The organism is Streptomyces triculaminicus (genome assembly GCF_017349075.1).
GTDB lineage: Bacteria > Actinomycetota > Actinomycetes > Streptomycetales > Streptomycetaceae > Streptomyces > Streptomyces triculaminicus.
Genome location: NZ_JAFMOF010000003.1, coordinates 61885 through 88378 on the forward strand (window position 1 = coordinate 61885; position 26494 = coordinate 88378).

22 protein-coding genes are annotated in these 26494 nt (G+C 71.8%); 12 read left to right on the forward strand and 10 right to left on the reverse strand.

The window, feature by feature from the left end; all coding sequences use genetic code 11:
• Positions 1 to 54 precede the first annotated feature (54 nt).
• Together J1792_RS18910 and J1792_RS18915 are read left to right on the forward strand one after the other, a co-directional pair.
• Entirely contained in the window at positions 55 to 1350 is a 1296-nt protein-coding gene (locus tag J1792_RS18910) for an MFS transporter (protein WP_207247866.1), read from the forward strand.
• Positions 1351 to 1501: 151 nt separating this feature from the next.
• Complete coding sequence (locus J1792_RS18915; protein ID WP_086569885.1) at positions 1502 to 3529, forward strand: thioredoxin domain-containing protein; 2028 nt, start codon at positions 1502 to 1504, stop codon at positions 3527 to 3529.
• A 43-nt stretch (positions 3530 to 3572) separates the two neighbouring features.
• Here J1792_RS18915 and J1792_RS18920 read toward each other — a convergent pair whose 3' ends face one another.
• Both J1792_RS18920 and trhA read right to left on the reverse strand, forming a co-directional pair.
• Positions 3573 to 4199, reverse strand: coding sequence for a TetR/AcrR family transcriptional regulator (locus J1792_RS18920; RefSeq protein WP_307843044.1), 627 nt, complete (start codon positions 4197 to 4199; stop codon positions 3573 to 3575).
• Between the two features lie 367 nt (positions 4200 to 4566).
• On the reverse strand, positions 4567 to 5280 hold the full coding sequence (gene trhA, locus J1792_RS18925; RefSeq protein WP_086569889.1) for a PAQR family membrane homeostasis protein TrhA: 714 nt from the start codon (positions 5278 to 5280) through the stop codon (positions 4567 to 4569).
• A 263-nt stretch (positions 5281 to 5543) separates the two neighbouring features.
• Between trhA and J1792_RS18930 the strand changes: the two genes are divergently transcribed.
• The 3 genes from J1792_RS18930 to J1792_RS18940 all read left to right on the forward strand — a co-directional run bounded on the left by J1792_RS18930 (position 5544) and on the right by J1792_RS18940 (position 9499).
• Positions 5544 to 7373 carry a phosphoenolpyruvate carboxykinase (GTP) gene (locus J1792_RS18930; RefSeq protein WP_086569891.1) on the forward strand — a complete coding sequence of 610 codons (1830 nt, stop codon included), beginning with the start codon at positions 5544 to 5546 and terminating at the stop codon, positions 7371 to 7373.
• Positions 7374 to 7611: 238 nt separating this feature from the next.
• Entirely contained in the window at positions 7612 to 8373 is a 762-nt protein-coding gene (locus J1792_RS18935; RefSeq protein WP_207247867.1) for a hypothetical protein, read from the forward strand.
• 157 nt (positions 8374 to 8530) lie between these two features.
• Entirely contained in the window at positions 8531 to 9499 is a 969-nt protein-coding gene (locus J1792_RS18940) for a hypothetical protein (RefSeq protein WP_207247868.1), read from the forward strand.
• A 447-nt stretch (positions 9500 to 9946) separates the two neighbouring features.
• Here the strand turns inward: J1792_RS18940 and J1792_RS18945 are convergent, their stop codons facing one another.
• Positions 9947 to 10255: a hypothetical protein gene (locus J1792_RS18945; RefSeq protein ID WP_207247869.1), complete on the reverse strand. Its 309-nt coding sequence runs from the start codon at positions 10253 to 10255 to the stop codon at positions 9947 to 9949.
• A 175-nt stretch (positions 10256 to 10430) separates the two neighbouring features.
• On the opposite strand from J1792_RS18945, the gene J1792_RS18950 reads away from it, so the two are divergent.
• Positions 10431 to 11747, forward strand: a complete 1317-nt coding sequence (locus tag J1792_RS18950) for an NsdA family TPR-like regulatory protein (RefSeq protein ID WP_207247870.1) — start codon at positions 10431 to 10433, stop codon at positions 11745 to 11747.
• On the opposite strand, the gene J1792_RS18955 is transcribed toward J1792_RS18950, so the two are convergent.
• The 7 genes from J1792_RS18955 to J1792_RS18985 form a co-directional block, all read right to left on the reverse strand.
• Complete coding sequence (locus J1792_RS18955; protein ID WP_207247871.1) at positions 11744 to 12556, reverse strand: alpha/beta hydrolase; 813 nt, start codon at positions 12554 to 12556, stop codon at positions 11744 to 11746. The two genes, J1792_RS18950 and J1792_RS18955, sit on opposite strands and share 4 nt — an antisense overlap.
• 70 nt (positions 12557 to 12626) lie before the next feature.
• The gene (locus J1792_RS18960) at positions 12627 to 13013 is read right to left on the reverse strand and encodes an SCO4983 family protein (RefSeq protein ID WP_207247872.1); all 387 of its coding nucleotides are present in this window, start codon (positions 13011 to 13013) and stop codon (positions 12627 to 12629) included.
• 49 nt (positions 13014 to 13062) lie between these two features.
• Entirely contained in the window at positions 13063 to 14274 is a 1212-nt protein-coding gene (locus J1792_RS18965; RefSeq protein ID WP_086569915.1) for a pyridoxal phosphate-dependent aminotransferase, read from the reverse strand.
• Between the two features lie 77 nt (positions 14275 to 14351).
• Entirely contained in the window at positions 14352 to 15956 is a 1605-nt protein-coding gene (locus J1792_RS18970) for an N-acyl-D-amino-acid deacylase family protein (protein WP_207247873.1), read from the reverse strand.
• Between the two features lie 103 nt (positions 15957 to 16059).
• Positions 16060 to 17346 carry an alanine racemase gene (locus J1792_RS18975; RefSeq protein ID WP_207247874.1) on the reverse strand — a complete coding sequence of 429 codons (1287 nt, stop codon included), beginning with the start codon at positions 17344 to 17346 and terminating at the stop codon, positions 16060 to 16062.
• A gap of 186 nt (positions 17347 to 17532) precedes the next feature.
• Positions 17533 to 18114: a hypothetical protein gene (locus J1792_RS18980; protein ID WP_086569896.1), complete on the reverse strand. Its 582-nt coding sequence runs from the start codon at positions 18112 to 18114 to the stop codon at positions 17533 to 17535.
• Positions 18115 to 18277: 163 nt separating this feature from the next.
• Complete coding sequence (locus J1792_RS18985; RefSeq protein ID WP_207247875.1) at positions 18278 to 19612, reverse strand: M14 family metallopeptidase; 1335 nt, start codon at positions 19610 to 19612, stop codon at positions 18278 to 18280.
• 253 nt (positions 19613 to 19865) lie between these two features.
• Between J1792_RS18985 and J1792_RS18990 the strand changes: the two genes are divergently transcribed.
• From J1792_RS18990 to J1792_RS19015, 6 genes are all read left to right on the forward strand, one after another.
• Positions 19866 to 20819: a trypsin-like serine peptidase gene (locus J1792_RS18990; RefSeq protein ID WP_086569900.1), complete on the forward strand. Its 954-nt coding sequence runs from the start codon at positions 19866 to 19868 to the stop codon at positions 20817 to 20819.
• Between the two features lie 329 nt (positions 20820 to 21148).
• Positions 21149 to 22036: a hypothetical protein gene (locus J1792_RS18995; RefSeq protein WP_086569919.1), complete on the forward strand. Its 888-nt coding sequence runs from the start codon at positions 21149 to 21151 to the stop codon at positions 22034 to 22036.
• 102 nt (positions 22037 to 22138) lie between these two features.
• Positions 22139 to 22861 carry a Flp pilus assembly protein CpaB gene (gene cpaB / locus J1792_RS19000; RefSeq protein ID WP_207247876.1) on the forward strand — a complete coding sequence of 241 codons (723 nt, stop codon included), beginning with the start codon at positions 22139 to 22141 and terminating at the stop codon, positions 22859 to 22861.
• Between the two features lie 81 nt (positions 22862 to 22942).
• Positions 22943 to 24616, forward strand: a complete 1674-nt coding sequence (locus tag J1792_RS19005) for a CpaE/TadZ family protein (RefSeq protein WP_207247877.1) — start codon at positions 22943 to 22945, stop codon at positions 24614 to 24616.
• Between the two features lie 3 nt (positions 24617 to 24619).
• Complete coding sequence (locus tag J1792_RS19010) at positions 24620 to 25138, forward strand: TadE/TadG family type IV pilus assembly protein (protein WP_307843045.1); 519 nt, start codon at positions 24620 to 24622, stop codon at positions 25136 to 25138.
• A complete protein-coding gene (locus tag J1792_RS19015) occupies positions 25135 to 26493 on the forward strand; it encodes a TadA family conjugal transfer-associated ATPase (RefSeq protein ID WP_086569906.1) in 1359 nt (452 codons plus the stop codon). Before J1792_RS19010 ends, J1792_RS19015 begins: the two co-directional genes overlap by 4 nt.
• Position 26494: the final 1 nt, after the last annotated feature.

Below are 26494 nucleotides of genomic sequence, written 5' to 3' on the forward strand. Positions count from 1 at the left end.
ATCGGCTCTCTTGAGAACGACCGAGCCATTTCGGCGCAACGGAGGAACAGCCAGTTGGACACCATCAGTCGGCGCAGGCCCAGCGAACAGATCGAGCCGACGGCCGGGCGGGGCGTCGACCGAGGGCTCATGGCCTGGCTGGTGGCCCGCGGTCTGATACCCGAGACGAGCCCCAAACGCGCCTTCGCCGTCGCGACCTTCATCAGCCTGATCGGCAAGGGCCTCTTCATGTCCGGGGCCGCGTTGTTCTTCACCCGCTCCGTGGGCCTCCCGGTCGCCCAGGTCGGACTCGCCCTGGGCGCCGCCGCCCTGATCGGACTCGCCGCCGGCGTCCCCGTGGGCCACCTGGCCGACCGGTACGGCCCGCGCGAGGTCTTCCGGCTCACGCTCTTCGTGCAGGCCCTCGCCGTGGCGGGACTGGTGTTCGTACGCTCCTTCCCGTCGCTGGTCGCGTGCCTGTGCGTGGTCGAGCTCGCCGTCTCGGCCGGCACGGCCGCCCGCGGCCCGCTGAACCGCGCCCTGGGCGCCCCGAACCCCACCCACTACCGCTCCTACCTGCGTGCCCTCAACAACATCGCCATCGGCTGCGGAGCCCTCGCGGCCGGCGTCGTCCTGCAGTTGGACACCAGGACCGCATACGTGTGCCTCATGCTCGGCACCGCCGTCCTGTTCCTCGCCTCCGCGGCCGCCTGCTCCCGCGTTCCGTCCGTGCCACCGGTGGAGGCCCCGGTGGGAGGCAACCGCTGGCCGGTCCTGAAGGACAAGCCGTACGTGGTGCTCACGGTCCTCGACGGCATCATGTCCATCCAGAACCAGATGCTGAGCTTCGCCCTGCCGCTGTGGATCATCGGGCACACCGATGCACCACGGTGGTTCGTCGGTGCGAGCGTGGCCGTCAACACCGCCATCGTGGTCTGCCTGCAGGTGCGGGTCAGCCGCGGCGTCGTCGACAACATGTCGGCCGGCCGCACCATGCGCCGCGCGGGGGCTGCACTCCTCCTCTCCACCGCCCTCATCGCGGTGGCGGGCGGCGCGCCCGGGTGGGTCGCCATGGTCGTCGTCCTACTCGGTGTGGTCTCCTTCACCGTGGGCGAACTGTGGTACGCGGCCGCCTCGTTCGAGCTGTCCTTCGGCCTCGCTCCCGAGCACGCACAGGGCCAGTACTCGGGTCTGTTCGCCATCGGCCAGGGCCTGTCCAACGCGATCGGCCCGCCGGTGCTCGGCCTGCTCTGCCTCGGCTGGGGCGAGCCGGGCTGGCTCACCGTGGGAGTGCTCTTCCTCGTCGCCGGCCAGTTCGTACCGCTCGTCGTGAGGTGGTCCGACCGCACGCGCACACACAGCCCGGGCTAGGACCGTGCAGGAAACGCCCTCCGTGCCGACCGTACCGGCGACACCGATCGGACCGTGGAAGGACCGTCCACCGACCGCCGGGCCCGGCGGCCGGCACGGCACGTGGGTGCCGTAGCGCCGCCCCGGCCTGCCGGTGGGTAAGGATGGGGCCATGCCGAACCGCCTGGCGCACGAGACGTCCCCGTACCTCCTCCAGCACGCCGACAACCCGGTCGACTGGTGGCCCTGGTCGCCCGAGGCCTTCGCCGAGGCCCGGCGCCGGGGCGTGCCGGTGCTGCTCAGCGTGGGGTATTCGAGCTGTCACTGGTGCCATGTGATGGCTCACGAATCGTTCGAGGACGCGTCCGTCGCCGACTACCTCAACGAGCACTTCGTCTCCGTCAAGGTCGACCGCGAGGAGCGGCCCGACATCGACGCGGTCTACATGGAGGCCGTCCAGGCCGCCACCGGCCAGGGCGGCTGGCCCATGACCGTCTTCCTCACCCCCGACGCCGAGCCCTTCTACTTCGGCACCTACTTCCCGCCCGCACCCCGGCACGGCATGCCCGGCTTCGGGCAGGTGCTCGAGGGCGTGCGGGCCGCCTGGAGCGACCGCCGGGACGAGGTCGGGCAGGTGGCGCGGCGGATCGTCCGGGACCTGTCCGAGCGGGCGCTCGCCGTCGACACCTCCACCCCGCCCGGCCCCGAGGAACTCCACGCCGCGCTGCTGGGGCTGACCCGCGAGTTCGACGCCGTGCGCGGCGGCTTCGGCGGGGCGCCGAAGTTCCCGCCGTCCATGACGCTGGAGTTCCTGCTCCGCCACCATGTGCGCACGGGCTCCGAGGCGGCGCTGCAGATGGCGGAGGCCACCTGCGAGGCCATGGCCCGGGGCGGCATCTACGACCAGCTCGGCGGCGGCTTCGCGCGGTACTCGGTGGACGCCTCCTGGACCGTGCCGCACTTCGAGAAGATGCTCTACGACAACGCCCTGCTGTGCCGGGCGTACGCCCATCTGTGGCGGGCCACGGGCTCGGCCCTCGCCCGGCGGGTCGCCCTGGAGACGGCGGACTTCATGGTCCGCGAACTGCGGACGGGCGAGGGCGGCTTCGCCTCGGCGCTCGACGCGGACAGCGACGACGGGACGGGCCGGCACGTGGAGGGCGCGTACTACGTGTGGACGCCCCGGCAGCTGCGGGAGGTGCTGGGCGAGGAGGACGCGGCGCTCGCCGCCGCCTACTTCGGCGTCACCCGGGAGGGCACCTTCGAGGAGGGCGCCTCCGTCCTGCAGCTCCCCGACACCGAGCTGCTCGTCGACGCCTCGAAGATCGCCTCCGTGAAGGAGCGGCTGCTGGCGGCCCGCGAGCGGCGGGCCCGCCCGGGCCGCGACGACAAGATCGTGGCCGCCTGGAACGGTCTGGCGATCGCCGCGCTCGCCGAGACCGGCGCCTACTTCGACCGGCCGGACCTGATCCAGGCCGCCACGGACGCCGCCGACCTGCTGGTGCGCACCCACATGGACTGGCACGCGCGGCTCTCGCGCACCTCCCTGGACGGCACGGTGGGCGGCCACGCGGGCGTCCTGGAGGACTACGCGGACGTGGCCGAGGGCTTCCTCGCGCTCGCCGCGGTCGCCGGCGAGGGCGTCTGGGTCGACTTCGCCGGGCTGCTGCTGGACGCCGTGCTGGTCCACTTCACCGACGTCAGCGGCGCGCTCTTCGACACCGCCGACGACGCCGAGATCCTCATCCGCCGCCCGCAGGACCCCACCGACAGCGCCACCCCCTCGGGCTGGACGGCGGCGGCCGGCGCCCTCCTGTCGTACGCCGCCTATACCGGCAGCACCGCGCACCGGGAGGCCGCCGAGAAGGCGCTGGGCGTCGTGCGCACCCTGGGGCCGAAGGCGCCGCGCTTCATCAGCTGGGGCCTGGCGGTCGCCGAGGCCCTGCTGGACGGCCCGCGCGAGGTCGCCGTCGTGGGGCCCGTCGATCACCCCGTCACCCGTCAGCTGCACCACACCGCGCTGCTGTCGACCGCGCCCGGCCTGGCCGTGGCGCTCGGCGAGCCGGGCTCGGAGGAGGTGCCGCTGCTGAAGGACCGCCCGCTGCTCGAGGGCCGTCCGGCGGCCTACGTCTGCCGCCGCTTCACGTGCGACGCGCCGACGGCGGACCCGAAGGCCCTCGCGCAGCGGCTGGGCGGCTGAGGGGCGCGGGCCGGCGTGCTTCAGCCGCCGGCCGGCGTGTGCTTCAGGGGGTGAGGGTGCCGGCCAGGGTCAGCAGGGCGCGGTCCAGTGCGGGGACCAGCAGCTCCTTGGGCTGCCCGTGGTCGACCCAGTACATGATCGCCTCGTTGATCACCGCGAGGACGGCCGTGGCCGCGACGCGCAGCTCCAGCTCCTCGGGGGAGCGGCCGGTGCGCCGGGCCAGGGCGTCGGCGAACAGGCGGCAGTTCTCGACCGCGCTCTCGGCCGCGCGGCCGCGCAGCGCGGGCACGTCGCGGATGAGCCGGGAGCACTGCCGCAGTTCACTGATGTCGCCCTCGACGGCCTGGCGCATGGCCTCCACGACGCCCTGCCGGACGGCCTCCATCGGGGGTTCGTCCGCCGGGCGGCCCAGGACGGCGGCGGCAAGCATCGGGTCGCACTCCCGTCTGAGCACGATGTCTTCCTTGGTGGGGAAGTAGCGGAAGACGGTGCTGGGGGAGACGTCGGCGGCCTCGGCGATCCGGTCGACAGGCGTGGCGTCGTACCCGTGCTCCTCGAACAGCCGGTAGGCGGCGCGGCGGATCGCCTGGCGGGTCTGGATCTTCTTCCGCTCGCGCAGCCCGAGCCGGGAGCCGGGCTGAGGGCCGGAGGAGGTCTGTACTGAGGCCATGGACAGCATTCTCCGGTATCGATCTTGCGGCCCCGGCGGGCATTCCCGGCGTTCCGGGCGAGAACGCTGACGAGTCCCTGATTGTCAGTGGGGTGTGTGACCCTGTGTGCAGGGAAGGGGACCGGTCGTAAGGATCGGAAAGGGGAGGGGCATGACGATTGCCGCTGTGCTGACCGCGCTGTTGTGCGTCGGCGGGTATGTGCTGATCGGTGAGCCGGCCGTGGTCGCGGTGGTGCTCGCGGGCGTGGGCGGGCTGGCCTGGCGGGTGGCCGCGGCCTCCAGGCCGCGGCCACCGCGCATGGGGAGAGCGCCGCGTGCGGGCGCGCCGTCCTCAGGCGCCTCGGGTGTCTCGGACGCCTCGGGTGTCTCAGGCGTGCGAATAGGCCACGAGGGAGATGCCCACATAGTGCGCGATGAACGCCGCCAGGGTGAGTGAGTGGAACACCTCGTGGAAGCCGAACCACCGGGGTGAGGGGTTGGGGCGTTTGATCCCGTAGATCACGCCGCCCGCGGAGTAGAGGAGGCCGCCGACGATCACCAGGACGAGGACCGCGATGCCGCCCTTGCGCAGGAAGTCCGGCAGGAAGAAGACGGCGGCCCATCCCATCGCGATGTAGCAGGGGATGTAGAGCCAGCGGGGCGCGCCGACCCAGAAGACGCGGAAGGCGATGCCGGCCGCGGCCGCCGCCCAGACCGCCCACAGCAGCACCTGGCCCCGGCTGCCGGGGACCAGGAGCATGGTCAGCGGGGTGTAGGTGCCCGCGATGATGAGAAAGATGTTCGCGTGGTCGAGGCGGCGCAGCACGGCGGTGGCGCGCGGGCTCCAGTCGCCGCGGTGGTACAGCGCGCTGATGCCGAACAGCAGGCAGGCGCTGAGCACGTACACCGCACAGGCGACGCGGCCGCGCGTGCTGTCGGCCAGGGCGGTGAGGAAGACGCCGGAGATCAGTACGGCCGGGAACATCCCGGCGTGCAGCCAGCCGCGCAGCCGGGGTTTGGCCGGGACGTCCGGCACGGTGGGCGTGAGGGGCGCGGAGGGCGCGGAGAGCGCGAGTTGCGCTGCGTCGGGCGCGGGAGTCATGGACGCCATGCTACCTACGGGACCGTAGGTTACGGACAGGTACCACGTGGTGATGCTCACGAAGGTGCCCCCTGGACAGATCGGATGAGTAGTCGGATGATCAAATGAGTGTGGGCGGCACCGGATGAGCGGTCACGAAGCGTCTGGGTCGCAGCCCCCAAGGGGCATACATGTGCAGAGACGGTCCTTGCGGACACCGCAGGGGCCGTACACCCTCAACCATCTGACGCCGGGCAAGCGGGTCCCGGCGGAACGGAGCGATCGTGGCGCGCAGCAGTGCGGCTCCCACCACCCCCACCAACCACCAGGAGCTGATCTCCTGGGTCGACGAGATCGCCGCCCTCACACAGCCGGACCGCGTGGTCTGGTGCGACGGATCCGAGGCCGAGTACGAGCGTCTGTGCGAAGAGCTCGTGGCCAAGGGCACCTTCCGCAGGCTCGACCCGGTCAAGCGCCCCAACTCCTACTACGCCGCCTCCGACCCCAGCGACGTGGCGCGCGTCGAGGACCGTACGTTCATCTGCTCCGAGAAGGAGGAGGACGCGGGCCCGACCAACCACTGGAAGGCCCCCGCCGAGATGCGGGAGCTCTTCGCGGGCAAGGAGGGCGACGGAGGCATCTTCCGCGGCTCCATGCGCGGCCGCACCATGTACGTCGTGCCCTTCTGCATGGGCCCGCTCGGCTCGTCGCTCTCCGCCATCGGCGTCGAGATCACCGACTCCGCCTACGTCGCCGTCTCGATGCGCACCATGACCCGCATGGGCCAGGCCGTCCTCGACGAGCTCGGCACCGACGGCTTCTTCGTCAAGGCGGTCCACACCCTCGGCGCTCCGCTCGCCGAGGGCGAGGCCGACGTGCCCTGGCCGTGCAACTCCACCAAGTACATCTCGCACTTCCCCGAGGACCGCGAGATCTGGTCCTACGGCTCCGGCTACGGCGGCAACGCCCTGCTGGGCAAGAAGTGCTACGCCCTGCGCATCGCCTCCGTGATGGCGCGCGACGAGGGCTGGCTGGCCGAGCACATGCTCATCCTCAAGCTGACCCCGCCGCAGGGCGAGGCCAAGTACGTGGCCGCCGCCTTCCCCTCCGCCTGCGGCAAGACCAACCTCGCCATGCTGGAGCCCACGATCTCCGGCTGGACCGTGGAGACCATCGGCGACGACATCGCCTGGATGCGCTTCGGCGAGGACGGCCGCCTCTACGCCATCAACCCCGAGGCCGGCTTCTTCGGCGTCGCCCCCGGCACCGGCGAGAACACCAACGCCAACGCCATGAAGACCCTCTGGGGCAACTCGGTCTTCACCAACGTCGCCCTCACCGACGACAACGACGTCTGGTGGGAGGGCATGACCGAGGACAAGCCCGCGCACCTGACCGACTGGCGCGGCAACGACTGGACGCCGGGCAGCGACGCCCCCGCCGCCCACCCCAACGCCCGCTTCACCGTGCCCGCCTCGCAGTGCCCGATCATCGCGCCCGAGTGGGAGGACCCCAAGGGCGTGCCGATCTCGGCCATCCTCTTCGGCGGCCGCCGCGCCACGGCCGTGCCGCTGGTGACCGAGTCCTTCTCCTGGCAGCACGGCGTCTTCCTCGGCGCCAACGTCGCCTCCGAGAAGACCGCCGCCGCCGAGGGCAAGGTCGGCGAGCTGCGCCGCGACCCGTTCGCCATGCTGCCGTTCTGCGGCTACAACATGGGCGACTACATGGGTCACTGGGTGAACGTCGGCGCCGACAAGGACCAGGCCAAGCTGCCGAAGATCTACTACGTCAACTGGTTCCGCAAGAACCAGGCGGGCGACTTCGTCTGGCCCGGCTTCGGCGAGAACAGCCGCGTGCTGAAGTGGATCGTCGAGCGCCTCGACGGCCGGGCCGAGGGCGTCGAGACCCCCATCGGCATCCTGCCGACGAAGGAGGCCCTCGACACGGACGGCCTGCAGCTGGCCGACGCCGACCTCGACCTGCTGCTGACGGTCGACAAGGAGGTCTGGCGCGAGGAGGCGGCGCTGGTGCCCGCGCACCTCGACACCTTCGGTGACCACACCCCGAAGGAGCTGTGGGACGAGTACCGCGCGCTGGTCGAGCGCCTGGGCTGAGCCCTCCTGCCCGCCCGAGGGTGCACCTCGCTCCCGTCCGCAGCACCGTTGCTGAGGGCGGGAGCGGGCCTGTTTCGGTAACGGTGCGAAGGCTTGGGTCTCGCTACTAGCCTGACGTCTCGGATGCGTTCTTGAAGGTGTTGGGGGAGACAGAGTGGGCGTACCACCGGCAGAGCCTCATGGCGGCGATTACCTTCTCCAGCCACCGCGGCAGGTGACCAACGAGCTCTCCGGGAGCGTGACCGGACCTGTCTTTCAGGCAGGAGTGGTGCACAACGTCACTCTCAACTACCAGACCGGCCCTGTAGCGACACCCGCCTCTCTAACTGGTCAGGTTCCGGCTGCCGGCGCTCTCGGGGCAAAGGTGCCCCGGACCCGTGAAGAGCTCACGAAGACCCGAGAGGCAATGCCGAATCTCTGGGAGTACCTCCTCCTCGCCGGAGAGCTGTGCGTGGGATTGAAGGGGCTTGAGTCCAAGCGGTTCGACTACAACCTGGGGCACCGTGACAGCGGCCGCGTGCTGCTGGATGAGGACGGTGCAACTGCCCACCTGGTGGGAGCCTTCAGCGAAATGCAGCAGATCGTCTCCGGCGCCGAGAGATGGCTGTCTCAAGATGCGCAGCACAAGGCACTCGGACCTCCCGGAACGCCGGGCGACCCCGAGCTGATCGGGCACCTCGCCGGGCGACTGTTGGGCGTCTACGAATCCCTCATCGACTGGGCCGTTGATCTACGGTCTGAACGGCCACCGGCCCACATGCTCCGACTGTTCGAGCTCGCATCGCTCTATCCGCGTGCGTCGATCAAGGGCTTCGAATCGTTCGTCGAGACCCTGGTAGAGGAAACGGACCGGGCCTCGGCTGCCTTGGCCAGGCAGGATGGCGGGGTTGCCACCATCACGGTCACCTACGTCATGACAATCGACCCTGATGTCACCAAGCAATTTGAGAAAGAAAAGCGCAATGTCAGGAAGGGCCGCAAGGGAGCCGCATGGTTCTGACGCCCACCGTTCTTGCTCGAAGGGCGCTTGTGTGTGCGGGGCGTGCGGTACGGTCAGGTGTAATCGGGTGGCTTCGTAGCGTGAACGAAGCGACCCCCGACGCTGGCTGCAACCGGCGAAGGGGGTCTGCACCCGCGAGGAGAAGGTGCTCCCGCGAATGTTGAAGCATGCTATCGCCCCCGCGCGTTTCTTCACCCAGGTGTCGAACGAGATCATCCGCCATCCACGCCTTTCGGCTGAAGCCGTGCGCCTGTTGACGTGGCAGCTGTCGTTGCCGGACGGCGTGGATCAGCCGCTGTCGGAGACGGCGAAGCGGGCGGGGATCAAGAAGACGGCGTTCGGCCGTGCGAAGGGCGAACTGAAGGCGGAAGGGTACGTCCACGAGTGGCACCGCCAGGGCTCGCGTGGCCGCTGGTCGACGACGCAACTCGTGTCGAACGTACCGCTGAGCGCCGAGGAGGCGCTGGCCGTACGGGACGGAGACCGCCCCGCCGAGCCGCCGGCGGCCGTGGAACCGGCCGTCGGTGAGCCGGAGGGCCGGTCCGTCGGTCGCTCCCAAGACAACACTGAAGAGAACACGCACAACCCGCCCTCCCAGCCCTCCCGATTGATCGAGCGCGGCGCGCTGGCGCTCGCCTCCATCTCGCACCGCGAACGCCAACTGCGCCTGACGGGACGGGAAGTATCCGGGCTGGCCCCACTGGCCGCCGAGTGGTTGCTGCGAGGTGCCTCGCTGACCGACCTGCGTGAGGCGCTGACGCTGGGGCTTCCCGAACGCGTTCACTCGGCAGCGGCGCTGGTCCGCGACCGTCTGATGCGCAAGATGCCACCAGTACCGTCGTTCGCCGAGCAACGTACCGTCCTGGATGCCCCGCCTGAGCCACGCGTGGCGAGCATGCGCGAATGCCAGGGCGATCACGTCCAGCCGCGACTGTTCCGCCCGGTGGCGGGGGAGACTCTGTGCTCGGCCTGCCGCCGGGAACGGGCGGAGGAAGCGGTCGCCGAAAGTGTGTCGGAGGCGTCTCCTCCTGCTGCCGCACGGGGCGCGGCGGCAGTGCGAGCGGCGCTCCGCGCCGGTGAGCCCGCCATTGTCAGCGGGCCGCCGCGCCCACGTAGGTTGGGATGAGGCTGCGGAATCGGGACGGAGCCAGGGCGATGTCTACGACGGGCTCCTGCTCTCCTCGCGGACGCAGTCCAGGCAGCACCATCCCTTGCGAGCCACGAGAGTTGTCCTTTCCCCCGGGTGCCTGCCGCACCATTCCGAGGGCCCGGACCGGTCAGGCAGGTCACGCTTGATCAGCATCCCGATGGCGTCCCGGGGGCGAAGCGGCTCGTCCGGGAGCGGCACGTCACTCATCGTCGCTGTCACCCTCCTCTGGCTCCGGCACAGGGATCACGATCTCCTGCTCGAACACGTCATACCCGTTCACTTCGTCTGTGCCACCCATGAGCGGGCTCCTTCGCGCGGGGAGTTTGACGTCGCCGAGGCGGCCGCACTCCGGACACGAGGTGCCCGGCGCGGACGCCGCAGACAGCCCGGAGGTGTGGGGCAGAGGAATGAGCGGGCGGGGCATCAGCATGCTTGGCTCCCGGCCCGCAGGAGGCGCTCGTCGACCGGGTGGCCCGGTGCGGGCTCGATGGTGCGGATATCGGCGGTGAACTCGTGGCCACCACGCTCCGGGCGCAGATAGACGTGACCGTTTTCCCTGGCACCGGTCCAGGGGTCGCCGAGGTGCGTGATCACGGCGACGCGGTCGTCGATCACGACGCGTGCACCGCGGACCACCCACGCGGGCGAAGTGCTGGGCGCCCCGGAGCGATCCTGGACCGCAGGGGGCAATGTCTCCTTGAGAAACCACTTTTCACGCATCGTGTGCGTCATGGCGTTCGGTCCTCTCGGTGGGGTGCCCGCTGTGCTGTGGACTGGTTGTGTGTCCAGTCCACCGCCGCCGAGAGAGGGGAACGAGGTCGTTTCGGAGGACATATCGTCGGCCGTGCTCGTCTGGAGTACCGTCCGGTTCTCACAAGCCGCGCCCAAAGGCTCGCGGGGGTATTCGATGTCCCAGTTCCAACGTCAAGGCAACACGTTGTTCGTCGCCGCTCGCCTGCGATGCGGGTGGCATTCGCAGGCCGACGTCGCCAATGCGTACAGATGCCACGCTGAGGCACTGGGGGAGTCGGCGAGCATCACAGCGCGTCAGGTCCGGCGGTGGGAGTCCGCAACGCCCGGATGGCCCAACAGAGTCGCGCGCCGGATTTTGCAGAGCATGTTCGGTGTCCCGCTGGAGGAACTGGGGTTCGTGCCGTTGCGAGCGAAGCCCGAATCCGCTGTCACGCCAGTGCATGACCTCAAGGAGGAGCCGGTGCGCCGACGTACGTTCCTCGGCGGTGTCCTGGCGGGTGCAGCACCGTTGCTCGACCCACCTGCCCTGGATCATGTGACTGCCGCCATCGCCAACGCCCGCCGATACGCCGACCGTCACCTTGTCACCCATCTGAGTGCCACTCTGGATGAAGCGGGCCGCGCCGATGGCAGAGCCGGGCCCCGCCAGGTCTTGCCCGCCGCGTTGGGCATCGTCGGGTGCATCGGCGAGCTGGCACGGGATGCCCCTGGAGTCATCCGTCGGGACCTTCTCGCCGTAGGCGCCCGTGCGGCGGAGTTCACGGCGTGGCTGTACCGCGACGCGGGCGCCGCTCCCCACACCACCGCCTTCTTTCACGACCGGGCAGTCGAGTGGGCCACCCTCAGTGGTGACGGGCCGATGCATGCGTACGTGTTGCTGCGCAAAGCGCAGGCCACCGATCGGGACGACGCGGTTCGTATGCGCGACCTCGCCCACGCGGCTGTCCACGGCCCGTGGACCCTGCCACCGCGTGCCCGTGCCGAGGCGCTCCAGCAGGAGGCCCGTGCCATGGCGCTCACCGGTGTCACCCATGACGAGGTCGCTCGAACCCTTGACCGTGCGCACGATGCCCTCGCCGAGGCGGCAACACCTGCCCAGCCGGCAACCTGCACCGGTCCGCTGTGCGCGGGCTACAACACGGACAGGCTCATGGCCCAGAGCGCGATCTGCCACCGTGAAGCCGGACAACCCGAACGCGCCGTCGTTCTCCTGCGTCGACATCTGTCGCATGAAGCTTTCGCGCCGCGTGACCGGGCTTTCTTCACAGCCCATCTGGCCGGTGCCCTGGCCGCCGCCAGCGAGCCTGATGAAGCCGCCAGGGCCGGCTTGGCCGCCCTCCAGCTCGCCGCCGTGCCGCACTTCGGGCAGGCTCTCGGCGAGCTTCGCCGCACGGTCGCCGTGCTGGGGCCTCACGCACGGCGATCCCTGGTTAGAGAGCTCCGACGGGCGTTGACGGACCTGCCCGGCTAGCCGACGAGGAAGCTCGCAACCCGCTCGATGACCTCGGCCTGCCATGCCTGTGATTGAGGGTGGAGATATTGCGGGTCCTCGTGGACGGCGAAGCCGTGCTGTGCGCCGTCCAGTTCCATGAGTTCGGCCGGGCCGCCGAAGACGCTCATGTATCGCCGGGACGACTCGACGGGCACGAACGTGTCCTTCGTCCCGTGTACCAGGAGCACAGGTGCGCGCACCGTCGTGAGGAAGACACCCGGGTCGAGGTAGAAGACTTCGTTCAGCAGCGCGCGTCCCAGCTCGAACGGGCTCCGCTCGGTGAAGCCGTCTGTGTCGAGGGCCTTCGCGGCCTCCGGCGTGATGTAGTCGCCATCGAAATACGGGCGGCTGGAGACGTACCGCTCACGGTAGTCCAGCCTGGGGTTGAGCAGGACCAGGCGATCGATGTCGTGCGGTCTGCGCCCCGCATGCAGGGCGGCCGCGCCGCCGGAGAAGGACGCCGCGATCACATGGACGGGTACGTTCTTCCCGCTCTCCGCCCGCACATGGTCACATGCGGCGCGGATGTCATTAGTGACACCGGCGATGGTCACCTGCTCGGGGCGGCCGCCGCTGGCTCCGTGAGCGCGTAGATCGAACCGCAGGCAGCGGATGCCGGACGATGCGAGCCCCGCCGCGAGCCGGGTGAAGAATCCGCCTTCGTTCCGGGTGACTCCGGCGCCGTGGACCAGCACGGCCAGCCCGGCTGTGGTCCCCTCCGGCGGGGTCACCGTGCCCGCCAGAGCGGTGCCGTCGAGCGATCGGAATGCCGTCTCGCGCTCAATCATGGGCCGAGCGTAGTGGTCCCGATACAACGGCATGGGTGGGTCAGGGGGAATTGCTCCGGCACCCGCGCCGTCACGTCCCGTCCGTAATGCCCAGTGCGGTCGCGTGGGCGTGCAGCCGCTCGGCCGCGAGGGCGGCGCCGGCGGCGTCGCCGCGCTGGGTGGCGACCACCAGGGCCTGGCCGGCCAGGGTGTGCGCCCGCTGGTGCAGGGCGGTCGGAGCCCCGGCCCCCGTCGTCGGTGCGGCCCGCAGCGGCGGGTGGCCGCTCAGGCGGTCGGCCTCGGCGGCCAGCCGGCGCGCGGCCTCGTCCAGCGCGGCGGACGGTCGTAGCGCGCGGAGCTCGTCCGTCACCGTGAGCAGGGCCGTCAGATGTCCGGCGAGCCGGATCTCCAGCTCCTCCTCGCGGGTGCGGTGGGGCCCGTGTGCGCGGACCGACTTCGTGCGGATCGGCTCGTACATGGATGGCCTCCTGAGTTACCTCTGAAGGCCATCCTAACTTAGACAGAGTCTAAACTTGGCTGTAGCCATCCAGGAAGTTGCCGATCCGGGTCACCGCTTCGGCCAGGTCCTTGGCGTTCGGCAGCGTCACCAGGCGGAAGTGGTCCGGCTCCGGCCAGTTGAAGCCCGTGCCGTGCACGACCATGATCTTCTCGGCCCGGAGCAGGTCGAGGACCATCTGCCGGTCGTCCTTGATCTTGTAGACCTTCGGGTCGAGGCGCGGGAAGGCGTACAGCGCTCCCTTGGGCTTCACGCATGTCACGCCCGGGATCTGGGTCAGCAGCTCGTGCGCGACGTCGCGCTGCTCCAACAGCCGGCCGCCCGGCAGGACCAGGTCGTTGATCGACTGCCGGCCGCCGAGGGCGGTGGCGACCGCGTGCTGCGCGGGCATGTTGGCGCACAGCCGCATGTTGGCCAGGATCGTCAGGCCCTCGATGTAGCTGTCGGCGTGGGCCTTGGGGCCGCAGACCGCCATCCAGCCGCTGCGGTAGCCGGCCACGCGGTAGGACTTGGACAGGCCGTTGAAGGTGAGCGTCAGCAGGTCCGGGGCGATGGCGGCGGTCGGGGTGTGGGTCACGCCGTCGTAGAGGATCTTGTCGTAGATCTCGTCGGAGCAGACGATCAGGTTGTGGCGGCGGGCGATCTCGGTCAGGCCGCGCAGCATCTCGTCGTCGTAGACCGCACCCGTGGGGTTGTTGGGGTTGATGATGACGATGGCCTTGGTGCGGTCCGTGACCTTGCGCTCGATGTCGGCCAGGTCCGGCATCCAGTCCGACTGCTCGTCGCAGCGGTAGTGCACGGCGGTGCCGCCCGCCAGCGAGACGGACGCCGTCCACAGCGGGTAGTCGGGGGCCGGCACGAGGACCTCGTCGCCGTCGTCGAGCAGCGCCTGCATCGACATCTGGATCAGCTCGGAGACGCCGTTGCCGAGGTAGACGTCCTCGACGGACAGCTCGATGCCCTTGGTCTCGTAGTGCTGCACCACCGCGCGCCGGGCCGAGAGAAGGCCCTTGGCGTCGCCGTAGCCGTGCGCGTCGCCGACGTTGCGCAGCATGTCCTCGAGGATCTCGGGCGGGCACTCGAACCCGAAGATCGCGGGGTTGCCGGTGTTCAGCTTGAGGATGCGGTGACCTGCCGCTTCCAGCCGCATGGCCTCCTCGAGCACCGGGCCACGGATTTCGTAGCAGACGTTGGCGAGCTTCGTTGACTGGATCACCTGCATGACGGCCACCCTACGGGGACGTCACACGCCCCGCGCGCCCTTTGTGGCCCGTCCGACACCCGCCCGTGCGGCGCCGCTCAGGCGGAGCCGGCGCGCCGGATCGTGCGCCCCGCCAGAACGTCCGTCCGGCGCCCGTCTTCCATCGCAAAGCGTCCGGCAATCAGGACATAAGGAATGCCGGTCGGAAGTGCGCGAGGGGCTTCGAAAGTGGAGCCGGCGGCTATGGAATCCGGATCGAAGAGCACGAGGTCGGCGACGTGTCCCGGCCTCACCAGACCCCGGTCGGACAGCCCCAGCCGCCTCGCCGGCCGCGACGTGAGATGCGCCACGCACTCCTCCAGCGGCAGTACGCCCAGCTCGCGCGCGTACCGGCCGAGGTAGTGCGGAAAGGTGCCATAGGCGCGCGGGTGAGGCTTCGCGCCGTGCAGGATTCCATCGCTTCCGCCGGTGTGCACGGCGTGGCGCATGATCGCGACGACGTTCTCCTTGTGGCCGACGTGCTGCAGGATCGTCGTCCCCAACCGGTCGTCCAGCAGCAGCCGGCGGGCCGTGGCCCACGGCCGCTCGCCGCGCTCACGGGCCGTGGCCGCCACCGTCCGGCCGACGTGCGAGGCCAGGGACGGCTCGCCCACCCCCGAGACCTCGATCGCCTCCCAGTCGATGGGCACGCCGTGGCAGCCGTCCGCGCCCTCCTCCTCCATGGCGTGCCGGACGCGCTCGGCCGTCGCGTCGTCCCGCAGCCGGGCCAGCACGGCCACCGGTCCGCCCTCGCTCGCCCAGCCCGGCAGCATGGCGGCGAGCGTGGTGCAGCCGGGGGTGTAGGGGTAGGAGTCCAGGGTGATGTCGGCGCCGGCCGCCAGGGCGGAGTCGAGGAGCGCGAGCAGCTCGGGCGCGCGCCCCTCGTTGCCCCGGAAGTTCAGGACGGCGTGGGCCAGGTGCAGCGCGCAGCCCGCCTCGCGCGCCACGGCGACCATCTCCGCGTACGCGGCGAGCGCCCCCGCCCCGTACGAGCGGTGATGCGGGCAGTAGTAGCCGCCGTACGCCGCCACGACCCGGCACAGCTCGGTCAGCTCCGCGTCGTCGGCGTACATGCCGGGCGCGTAGGTGAGCCCGGACGACATCCCCACCGCGCCCTGCTCCAGCCCCTCGGCGACCAGCCGCTTCATGCGCGCCAGCTCCTCGGCAGTGGCGGGCCGCCGCTCCCAGCCGACGACCAGCGCCCGCACCGTGCCCTGCGGCACGAGATAGGCGGCGTTGACGGCGATGCCCTGCCGGTCGAGCCGGTCCAGGTACCCGCCGACCGTGCGCCAGTCGACGCCCACGTCCCCGGCGTCGCCGTTCCAGCCGCCGATCGCCGTGTTCACCTCGGCCAGCGTGCGCGCGTCGGCCGGCGCGTACGACAGGCCGTCCTGGCCGAGGACCTCCAGCGTCACGCCCTGCGCGACCTTCGCCTCGTGCGCGGGGTCGCGCAGGAGGGCCAGGTCGCTGTGGGCGTGCATGTCGATGAAGCCGGGGCTCAGGGCGAGGCCGGCCGCGTCGAGGACGCGGTGGGCGGTGGGCCTGCGGCCCTCGCCTTCGCGCCGGACCTCGGCGATCCGGCCGTCGGCCAGGGCGACGTCGGCACGGTGGGCCGGGGTGCCGGTGCCGTCGATGACTGCTGCTCCGCGGATGACGAGGTCCATGCGGTGACCTCCCCCACCCCGCCCCTTCCCGAAACCGGGGCTCCGCGGCCGGATCCGGCCGACGGGCCGGGGGGAAGCCCCCCGGCCCGTCGGCCGCTGTCGGCTAGAAGAACGTGCGGACGTACTCCGTCACCGTGCCGTCCGCCCACGCCAGCGGAATCATCGGCCACTTCTCGAAGACCGTGCACGGGTGCGACACACCCAGGCCGACCCAGTCGCCGACCTCCAGGGCCTGCGCCTCATCCGCCACCGCGACGAACGCGTGCTGGTCGGCCAGCCTCGTCACCGTCAGCCCGGTGGCCGGGCGGATGGAGCCGTCGCGGGCGGAGCGGACGACCTGGGGCTCCGGGAGGCCGAGGTCGTAGGAGACGTCGCGCTTGCCGGCGTTGAGGTAGGCCATGCCCGGCTCGGGGCGGGAGACGACCTGCGTCCACAGCCGCAGCGCGGGCTGCAGCGCGCCCTCCCCGGCGAGGCGGTTGAAGGGGGTCTTGTTCCGGTACTGCCCGTCGTCGTGGGTGACGTACGCGCCGCTGCGCAGCAGCTTGAGCACCGGTGCGGACAGCGTGGGCAGCTGCGCGAAGACCTCGGCGACGGCGTCGAACCAGGCGCTGCCGCCCGCACTGACGACGATCTCCTCGACGCCGGCGAAGCGGCCCGCCTTGTCGAAGGCGACCGCCAGGCCGGTGAGGCGGCGCAGCCATGCCCGTACGACCTCGCCGTCGGCGTCCGGGATCTCCGCCTCGTAGCCGGCGAGGCCGACCAGGCGGAGGGTGCCGGTGGCGGCGACGGCGTCGGCGACGCGCTCGCACTCCTCGTCGCTCCGCACGCCCGTGCGGGCGCCGTCCGCGCCGAGCTCGACGACGACGTCGAGGGGGCGGCCGGCGCCGGCGTCGCGCAGGGCGGCGTCCATCAGTTCGACGCCGCGCACCGAGTCGACGTAGGTGACGAGCCGGAGGGCGGGGTCGGCGGCCAGCTCGGCGGCGAGCCAGCGCAGGGCGACGGCGTCGACGACCTCGTTGGCGAGGAAGATCCGCCGGACGCCGAAGGCGCGGTAGACGCGGACCTGCGCCGGGGTGGCGGCGGTGATGCCCCAGGCGCCGTGGTCGAGCTGGCGCTGGAAGAGGCGGGGGGCCATGGACGTCTTGCCGTGCGGGGCGAAGGCCAGGTCGTGCTCGGCGCTGTAGTGCTCCATGAGCGCGAGGTTGTGCTCGAGCGCCTCGGCGGAGAGGGCGAGCACGGGGGTGGTGAAGCCGCCGGTGAACAGGGACCGGCGCTCGGCGGCCAGTTCGCCGACGGTCCGGGCGTCCGCGTCCGGGGGCAGCCCCTTGAAGCGGTGGTCCAGCCGTTCTCCGGCGAGCCGGGCGACGGCGTCGTCGGCTATGGGGGCCATGGGGTCTCCCGTCGGATCGTGTGCAACACCCACACCACCCACACTCTGCGATGCGGGAGGCGCTCGCGGCTGTTTAACACTCCGGCACGGACCGGGTCAACGGACCAAAGGTACGCAACGCACGCAAAGGGCCGGGACGGGCGTGCGGCGGTGCCGGGACGGACGCCCGGCACCGCCGTCGGCGCGTCAGACGGACCAGCGCTCGCTCATGGTCCTGATCTCGTCGCCCTTGGCGTTGAGCGTGACCTCGTAGACGTTGCCGTGGCAGGAGAAGGGCTCCTTGATCTGGCTGTAGTCGTTGCGCAGGCAGGCGTCGATGTGCTTCGACAGCTCCTCGCGGGTCACCTTCTTGTGGCTGCCGGAGCCCGTGGACAGCTCGGCCTTGATGTCGGCGGGGAGCTTGTAGCCCTTGGGAGTGCCGCCGTCGCCGTGGTAGATCCAGTCGTTGGGCGTGCACTTGGGCACGGCGTTGAAGGCCTCCACGACGCTGATGTCGCGGTGCAGGCCCACCTCGATCATCTTGATGCCCGCGGGCAGCGTCGGCGGCTTGCCGCAGTCGTTCTCGCCGTCGCCGCCGTCCTTACCGCCCTTGTCGCCGCCGTGGCCGGCGTGGTCGCCGCCCTTGGCGCCCTGCGACGGCTTCGCCGCCGCGGTGGCGCCCGCCGAACCGTCGCTCGCCTTGTCCTCCTCCGGCCCGCAGGCGGTGAGGCCGGCGCCGAGCGCGGTGATGAGCGCGAGTGTGCCGATGACATGCCGAGTGGAGCGCATCGAATCCATCCCCCGTACGAAAGAAGCTTGTCGTGACCATGATTGATCGACGGTGAGTTCTACCGCAGAACGGGAGGGAGATCCAATTCCCGCCGGAGCCGGGCGCGGGGGCGGGATCGTCCGCCCCGCCCCCGGCTCCGATCCGGGCCCGGACCCGTGCCGGTCACGTGCAGTACTGCTGCTCCTTCCCGATCGACCGGTACATGCAGTCGGCGTTCTCCAGCAGCTGCAGCACCGCGTCCCGGTTGCGCGCCGTCTCCCGGTCGATGACCTCGTCCGGCGGGTAGAAGCCGCCGGCGCCGGCGGACGACGGATACATCTCGAACGTGTAGGCGAAGATCTTCTGGTTGCCCCACAGCCAGTCGTCGATCGTGCCGTCCGTGATGTAGAGGTCGCTGGACTGCTCCGGCGTGTAGCCGTTGCTGCGGGCCATGGACGTGCCGACCTTCGCGAAGGCGTCGCGCTCGTCCTGGGTCATGCCCGCTGCGGTGTCGTCGTACGTCCAGCCGAACGGCCACAGCACGAGCTCGCTGTAGGTGTGGAAGTCGATGGCGGCCTTGATCTGCTGCTTGCCGCCCACGACCCGGGTGCGGACGAAGTCGGCGACGACCTTCACCTCGGGCGCCGACTCGGGACCGGAGCCGCGGTACGTCTCGGAGCCGGTGCTGCCGGAGGAGCCGCCGCAGCAGCCCCACTTGTAGTCCCAGTTGCGGTTGAGGTCGGTGCCCCGGGAGGACGAGCCGTTGTTGGGCTGGCGGTTCTTGCGCCAGCTGCGGTAGCTGCCGGAGGCGATGTCGTACTCGCCGCCGTCGGGGTTGAGGTCGGGCACGACCCAGATCACGCGGCTGTCCACCATCTTGGTGACGCGGTCGTCCTTGCCGTACTGCGAGCCGAACTCCTTGAGCAGGTAGAGCGCCATCTCCACGGTGAGGTGCTCGCGGGCGTGCTGGTGGGCGGTGAACAGCACCTCGGGCTTGGCGGCGGCCTTCGCGGGCGCCTTCGCGGCGTCGGCCGTCCCCGCGCCGCCCGCCGTCTTCGCACTGCCCGTGATCTTCACGGCGATGATGTCCCGGCCCTCGTAGGACTTGCCGATGACCTGCTTGCTCATCAGGGACGGGTAGGCGGCGACGTCCGCGTCGATCTCCGCCATGGCCTCCTTGTAGTTGTGGTACTTCGCGTCCGCGGGCGGGAAGTCGAACGGCGCGGGCTTCATGCCGTCGCTACGGTCCGGCGGCCCGGGCAGGACGCGCAGCGGGTAGCCCATCCGGCGGATCCGCTCGGCCTGGCCGGCGTCCGCGGTGATCACGATCGAGTCCTTGCGCACGGCGTCGACGGATGCTCCGGTCGCGGCGACGGCGGTGCGCTGGGCGGCGGTGCGAGGGCCGGTGACCTCGTACTCGTGGACGCGCTCCCGGGCGTCCGGGCCCGGCGTGGTGTTCGAGGACGCGGGGGTGGCCACCGCGAGGGCGAGCAGACCGGCGATGGCGGCAGCCGTCACTCTGCCGTTCGGCCTGCGGAGTCGGGGGTGGGGGTCGCATGAGACCTCCTGAGGGGTCCGTTCGTGCGACGAATGAGGGGGGTGAGCCTCACCAGTGTTCGATTGCTGACATGGACCGGTCAATAGCTGCCGGATGGGTGAATCAGGCCAACTTCCCCCTCACTTCAGACCGGTTGATTGCCGCGCGGCCCCACCAACCCCACAATGCACACGTCAAAACAGACGAGCATGTGATCTGAGAGGACCACCCCCCATGAGACGACCTCTCGTCGGTGCGCTCACGACGCTGCTGCTCGCCGGTGCCGGCGTCGCGGGCGCCGGCACCGCCACGGCCGCCACCCCGCAGGGCGACTCCCCGGCCGCGCCCGCCAAGGCCGCGCCCGCGTCCGCCCAGGCTGCGTCCGCCCAGGCCGTGTCCGCCACGGGTCCCGCCGCCGCCACGAAGCCCAAGGCCGTCGACTTCGCCGGCACCGTCGCGCTCAGCAACTGTTCCGGCTCGCTGATCCGGCTCCCCGGCTCGGGCGACAACGACCCCGCGCTGGTGCTCAGCAACGGCCACTGCCTCGAGACCGGTATGCCCGGCGCCGGCGAGGTCATCACGGACCAGCCCTCCAGTCGCACGTTCAGCCTGCTCAACTCGACCGCGGGCAAGGTCGCCACGCTGCGCGCGACCAAGGTCTCGTACGCCACGATGACCGACACCGACATCTCCCTGTACGAGCTGAACACCACGTACGCCAGGATCAAGCAGCAGTACGGCATCAACGCGCTCAGCCTGTCGGCCGACCACCCGACGGCCGGGACGGCCATCAAGGTCGTCTCCGGCTACTGGAAGCGGATCTACTCCTGCAACGCCGACGGATTCGTCCACGAGCTCCGCGAGGGCGACTGGACCTGGAAGGACTCGCTCCGCTACACCCCGTCCTGCAACACCATAGGCGGCACCTCCGGTTCGCCCGTCGTGGACGCGAACACCGGAAAGGTCGTCGCCGTCAACAACACGGGCAACGAGAGCGGCGAGCGCTGCACGATGAACAACCCGTGCGAGGTGGACGAGAACGGCCAGGTCACGGTCCGCAAGGGCATCAACTACGCCCAGCAGACCTACGGCATCGCCAAGTGCTTCGCCGCCGGCAACAAGCTCGACCTGGACCTGCCGGGCTGCGAGCTGCCGCGGCCGACGGAGGAGGAGGCCCCGCTCGGCTGAACCCTCCGCTGAGCTGAAGCCCTTCGCCCTGGTCGCCGGGCGGGCCGTCCCCGTGCCCGCCCGGCGACCGGAGCGTGTGCACACGTCCGGTAACGGGTACGCGCGCGTGCACCCCGGATGGCCGGATCCGTCCCCGCGGGCTTGAACGCTCCGCGGTGCGCGCCCTCCCGTCAAGGGCCGCCGGGCCCCGCCACCGGCTCGTGGGGCAAAGACCGAAGTACGGTTCTCAGCCGCTCCATTCGTGGATAAAGTGCGGAGGCGCCAGCACAGGGCAGTATCGATCTGCGACCGCCGGAGCCCCCGCGGCCGGAGTGAACGGGGAAGCCGACGTGCCGATTGCGATAGCGGTCACCAGCTCCGACCTGGTGCTGCCACCGCCCGGCGGGCCCGTTCCCACCGCCGCGGTGCTCCAGCCGCCCGAGGCCCAGCCGCTGGAGGACGCCGTCGCCCAGGCCGGCGCCCTGCTCGAGCGGTGCGGCCATCTCGTGGTGCTCTACCCCGACTCGCTCGCCGTGGCGTACGTCCATCGCCTGCACGCCGTGCGCTCGGTCCTGGAGAGCGACCGCGTCGCCCTCCTGCCCGTGGCCCTGCCACCGCTGTCGGTGGGCGTACTGGCCCGCCAGTTACGGCAGTTGTCGGTCTCCGACCTCACCCCCGGCGTGCTCGCCTGCGCCGCCCGGCTGCTCGCCCACTACATCTACGCCGGCGCCCAGCTGGCGTCCGTCGCCCGGCTCGACCGGGTCGACGTGGGGCTCGGCGCGCACGTCGCCTCGCTCCTGCCGGGCGCCCGCTTCGGCGTCGTGGTCAACCCGGCGCCGCAGGTCGTCCGGGTCGGCGCCGGCGAGCTGCCCGCCGGGCCCGGCTTCGCCACCCGCATGACCGTCGCCCGCTCCAGACCCCGCGCGACGGAGGACTGGGTCACCGACGCCGTCGCCCCGCACTGGCGGGTCCAGGGCGTCCAGGAGATCCTTCCGCTGCCCGCCGAGTCCAGACGCTGGTGGGGCACCCCGCGGGCCGTCGAGTTCGCCGCCGCCATCCCCGACCCCTCCGTGCTCTACCAGCTCGTCGCCTCCGTGCGCCGGGAGGAGTGCCACTGGTGCGGCCTCGAACTCATCGGTGACCGCTGCGGGTTCTGCGCCGCACCCGTGCAGCGCGGCGAGGGCGACCGCGCCATCGGACCGCCCGGCGCCCCCGAGCGGGCCCCGGCCGGCCGCTGAACCGGCGGCACGCCCCGCAGGCCCCACCTGCCGAAACATGCTGAACATGCCGAACATCCGCCATAGCCCCCGAACGAGGCCCCGAACGAGGTTCGTCGTCCCATGAATTCACGTCAGCGCCGTGGGATCGTCCTGCTGCTCCTGTCGGTCCTCTGTGCCCTCGGCGCGTTCGCCGGAGTGTTCTCGGTCATCGAGGACGCCGAGTCCAAGGTCGGCCCCGAGGTCACCGCCTACCGGCTGAAGGCCGACGTCCCCGCCTACCGGGACCTGGAGACCGACGAGTTCGAGAGGATCTCCATGCCCAGGCGCTGGCTCCCCTCCACCGCCGTCACCGACCTCGCCGCCGTGCGCGGCAAGATCGCCGTCACCCCGCTGCGCAAGGGATCCCTGCTGCAGAAGGACATGGTCGTCGCCCGTCCGGCGCTCGCCCCCGGCCAGCAGGAGATCGCCATCATGATCGACGCGGCCACCGGGGTCGCCGGCAAGATCCTGCCGGGTTCGAGGGTCAACATCTACGCCACCTTCGACGCCAAGGAGCAGGGCGCGAAGCCCGTCTCCAAGGTGATCGTCAGCGGCGCCCGGGTCATCGACGTCGGCCGGCTCACACCCCTCAAACGGGACGGCGACAGCCGCGGCGGCGCCACCACCACCCGGCAGGCCGGCGAGGCCGTGCCGATCACCTTCGCGCTGGGCACCAAGGACGCCCAACGCGTGGCGTACGCCGAGTCGTTCGCCTCCCGCGTCCGGCTCGCCCTCGTCGCCCCCGGCGGCGAGGAGAGCGTGGCCGGGGGCGACCGCACATACACCCTCGACGGCGACAAGTAGCCCGTACGCCGGCAGCGGCGGATCCCCGGAGGAGCCCAACGGAATGGCCCAGCGGTTGTTGTGGATGGAGGCAGGCCCACGGTGACGATCAGAATCCTCCCGGCCGTCGGCGACCCGGACGCCGCCCGCGCCGTCGGCGGGCTGCTCGGCAGACTCCCCGGCGCCGAGCCCCTGCGGGCCGTCGGCGACTCGACCCGCCTGCTGGACACGCTCGCCGTGCTGGCGGCCGCCTCGGTCGACGAACTGCCCGAGGTCGTCCTCGTCCACGAGCGCCTCGGGCCCGTCCCCGCCCTCGAGCTCATCCGGGACATCGCCCTGCGCTTCCCCGCCACCGGCGTCATCCTGCTCAGCGCCGAGGCCGGCCCCGCGCTGTACGCCGCCGCCATGGACTGCGGCGCGCGCGGCCTGGCCGCGCTGCCGCCGTCGTACGAGGAGCTGGCCGCCCGCGTCCAGGCCGCCGCGCAGTGGGCCACGGGCGTCCGCCGCCACCTGGGCGCCGCGGACGACGGCCCGGCGGCGGGCGGCGGCGGGGCGGGCGGCCGGCTCGTCGCGGTCGTCGGCGCCAAGGGCGGGGTCGGCACGACCGTCACCGCCGTGCAGCTGGCCCTCGCCGCCCGCGCCGCCGGGCGCAGCGTCGCCCTGGCCGACCTCGACCTGCAGTCCGGTGACGTCGCCTCCTACCTGGACGTGCAGTTCCGGCGGTCGGTGGCCGACCTGGCGGGCATCAGCGACATCTCGCCGCGCGTGCTGCGGGACGCCGTCTTCCCGCACCCCACCGGCCTCGGGCTGCTGCTGGCCCCGGCGGAGGGCGAGCGCGGCGAGGAGGTCGGCGACCTCGCCTCCCGGCAGATCGCCGCCGCCCTGCGTGGCCGGTACGAGGTCGTGGTCGTCGACTGCGGCACGCAGATCACGGCCGCCGGCGCCGCCGTGATCGAGACGGCGGACGTGGCGTTACTGGTCACGACGCCGGACGTGGTGTCCGTACGGGCGGCCAAGCGCATGGTCCGGATGTGGGAGCGGCTGCAGATCCGCAAGGCCGAGGAGACGACGACCGTGGTCAACCGCCACACCCGCAACGCCGAGATCCAGCCGGCGCTCGTCGCCCGCACCACGGGCACCCGGGCCGCCCGGACCACGGTCCCGGCCGGCTACAAGGAACTGCAGAGCGCCGTGGACTCCGGCCGGATGCAGGACCTGGACGCCCGCTCCGGCGTCCGGCAGGCGCTGTGGGCGCTGGCCGGCGAACTGGGCCTGGCCGCGCCGGCGACCGGCGGCCGGGCCCTGCGCGGCGGGGCGCCCGGCGCCCACGCGGGACGCCGCCGGGCCATAGGGGGCGGCGGCGGTACGGGCCCGGACCAGCTGGCGCCCGTACCCAGCGGCTCGCTCCTGCCGATGAGCCGCTTCCGCCGGCGCGGGGGTGGCGACCGCGGTCAGATGGCGGTGGAGTTCGCGGGCATCGTGCCGCTGATCCTGGTGGCGCTGGCGGTCGTCTGGCAGTGCGTCCTGGTCGGCTACTCCTTCTCGCTGGCCGGCCACGCCGCCGACAAGGCCGCGCGGGCGGGCGCGGTGGGCCGCGACTGCGCGGCCGCCGCCCGCTCGGACCTGCCGGGCGCCTGGCGCGGCGAGCCGCGCTGCGGGCCGGACGGGGCGGTGTACCGGGCGAGCGTGCGCCTGCGGGTGCCCGTGCTCTTCCCCGGGTCGGTCGACTGGCCGTGGCCGGTGGAGAGTACGGCCGGCGTGGCGCGGGAGGACTGAGGGGTGGCGACGGCGGCGACGCGTCCGGCCCGGCCCCGCGGGCCCGTGACGGCCCGGTGCGGGCCGCCCGAGCGCGCGGCCGCGGGCACCGCGTACAGCGAGGGGCCGGGCACCGGGCGCGGCAGGGGGCGCGGTGGTGGGAAGCGGCGCGCGGACGGCGGCTCGGCCTCGGTGGAGTTCCTCGGGTTCCTTCCGCTGCTGCTCCTGGTCGGCCTCGCGGCGGTCCATCTCGGCCTCGCCGCGTTCGCCGCGCAACAGGCGGGTACGGGCGCCCGCGCGGCGGCCCGTACCGCCACGCTCGACGTGCCCGGAGCGACCCCCGCCGGGGCCGGCGGGGCGGCCATGACCGGCTGGGTGGCGTCCCGCGCGGGGGTCGACGCGCCCCGGTGCGGCGGCGGAGCGGGCGAGGTCACCGCCACCGTGACCGTGGACGTCCCCCCGCTCCTGCCCGGCACCGGGTTCACGGTGACCCGGCGCGCCACCATGCCCTGCCCGGCGGAGCCGGTGGGGGCCGCCCGATGAGCCTGCGCGACCGCATCGTCGCCCCCGAGGCGCGGCCCGACGGCCGCGAGCCCGGCCACCTCGTGCCGGTCTACCGGGCGAAGCTGCTGGAGGAGATCGACCTCGCCGAGATGTCGGCGCTGGCCGCCGGCGAGCGCCGCGGCCGCCTCGAGCGGGTGCTCGGCCACATCATCAGCCGCGAGGGGCCGGTGCTCTCGACCGCCGAGCGCGACAGCCTCATCCGCCGGGTGGTCGACGAGGCGCTGGGCCTGGGGGTGCTCGAACCCCTCCTCGAGGACCCGTCCGTCACCGAGATCATGGTCAACGGCCCGGACCAGATCTTCGTCGAGCGGGCCGGCCGGGTGGAGCCGGTGCCCGTGCGCTTCGCCTCCCACGAGCAGCTGATGCAGACCATCGAACGCATCGTCTCCACCGTCAACCGCCGCGTGGACGAGTCGAATCCGATGGTGGACGCCCGCCTGCCGAGCGGCGAACGCGTCAACGTGATCATCCCGCCGCTCGCCCTGAACGGCGCGACCCTGACGATCCGGCGCTTCCCCCGCGCGTACACCCTGCGCGAGCTGATCGGCATGGGGACGCTCGACGAGCACATGCTGATGCTGCTCGGGGCGCTGGTGCGGGCGAAGTTCAACGTGGTGGTCTCGGGGCCGACGGGCGCGGGCAAGACGACGCTGCTCAACGCCCTGTCCGGGCTGATCCCGGACGGGGAGCGCATCATCACCGTCGAGGACGCGGCCGAGCTGCAGCTGCAGCAGTCGCACGTCATCCGTCTGGAGTCGCGGCCCCCCAACGTCGAGGGCAAGGGCCGCATCACCATTCGCGACCTGGTCCGCAACTCCCTGCGCATGCGCCCCGACCGCATCATCGTCGGCGAGGTGCGCGGCGGCGAGACCCTGGACATGCTGCAGGCCATGTCCACGGGCCACGACGGTTCGCTGGCGACCGTGCACGCCAACAGCGCCGAGGACGCGCTGCTGCGGCTGCGGACGCTGGCGTCGATGTCGGAGGTCCGTATCCCCTACGAGGCGCTGCGCGACCAGATCGACAGCGCCGTCGACTGTCTGGTCCAGCTCGCCCGGCACGCCGACGGCACCCGGCGCGTCGCGGAGATCGCCCTGCTGTCCCCGGAGGCGTACGGCGAGGACCGGGGCGAGGGGTACCGGCTCGCCACCGTCTCCCGCTTCGACGCCGCGCCGATGGGCGCCGACCGCGTCGTGCGCGGCGCCTTCACTCACTTCCCGCTCCCCGGACGCGCCGCCGAGCGGCTGCGCCTGGCCAACGAATCCGTACCGGCCGCCTACGGCGTCGCGGCGCTCCCCGGCGAACTCCACACCCGCCACACCGGACAGAGGTAGC

What these genes read in the sequence shown, in the direction of transcription:
- J1792_RS18915 (WP_086569885.1), top strand. Translation starts at nt 1,502, where the DNA reads ATGCCGAACCGCCTGGCGCACGAGACGTCCCCGTACCTCCTCCAGCAC.
- J1792_RS18920 (WP_307843044.1), bottom strand. Translation starts at nt 4,199, where the DNA reads ATGGCCTCAGTACAGACCTCCTCCGGCCCTCAGCCCGGCTCCCGGCTC.
- trhA (WP_086569889.1), bottom strand. Translation starts at nt 5,280, where the DNA reads ATGACTCCCGCGCCCGACGCAGCGCAACTCGCGCTCTCCGCGCCCTCC.
- J1792_RS18940 (WP_207247868.1), top strand. Translation starts at nt 8,531, where the DNA reads ATGTTGAAGCATGCTATCGCCCCCGCGCGTTTCTTCACCCAGGTGTCG.
- J1792_RS18945 (WP_207247869.1), bottom strand. Translation starts at nt 10,255, where the DNA reads ATGACGCACACGATGCGTGAAAAGTGGTTTCTCAAGGAGACATTGCCC.
- J1792_RS18950 (WP_207247870.1), top strand. Translation starts at nt 10,431, where the DNA reads ATGTCCCAGTTCCAACGTCAAGGCAACACGTTGTTCGTCGCCGCTCGC.
- J1792_RS18955 (WP_207247871.1), bottom strand. Translation starts at nt 12,556, where the DNA reads ATGATTGAGCGCGAGACGGCATTCCGATCGCTCGACGGCACCGCTCTG.
- J1792_RS18960 (WP_207247872.1), bottom strand. Translation starts at nt 13,013, where the DNA reads ATGTACGAGCCGATCCGCACGAAGTCGGTCCGCGCACACGGGCCCCAC.
- J1792_RS18965 (WP_086569915.1), bottom strand. Translation starts at nt 14,274, where the DNA reads ATGCAGGTGATCCAGTCAACGAAGCTCGCCAACGTCTGCTACGAAATC.
- J1792_RS18970 (WP_207247873.1), bottom strand. Translation starts at nt 15,956, where the DNA reads ATGGACCTCGTCATCCGCGGAGCAGCAGTCATCGACGGCACCGGCACC.
- J1792_RS18975 (WP_207247874.1), bottom strand. Translation starts at nt 17,346, where the DNA reads ATGGCCCCCATAGCCGACGACGCCGTCGCCCGGCTCGCCGGAGAACGG.
- J1792_RS18980 (WP_086569896.1), bottom strand. Translation starts at nt 18,114, where the DNA reads ATGCGCTCCACTCGGCATGTCATCGGCACACTCGCGCTCATCACCGCG.
- J1792_RS18990 (WP_086569900.1), top strand. Translation starts at nt 19,866, where the DNA reads ATGAGACGACCTCTCGTCGGTGCGCTCACGACGCTGCTGCTCGCCGGT.
- cpaB (WP_207247876.1), top strand. Translation starts at nt 22,139, where the DNA reads ATGAATTCACGTCAGCGCCGTGGGATCGTCCTGCTGCTCCTGTCGGTC.
- J1792_RS19015 (WP_086569906.1), top strand. Translation starts at nt 25,135, where the DNA reads ATGAGCCTGCGCGACCGCATCGTCGCCCCCGAGGCGCGGCCCGACGGC.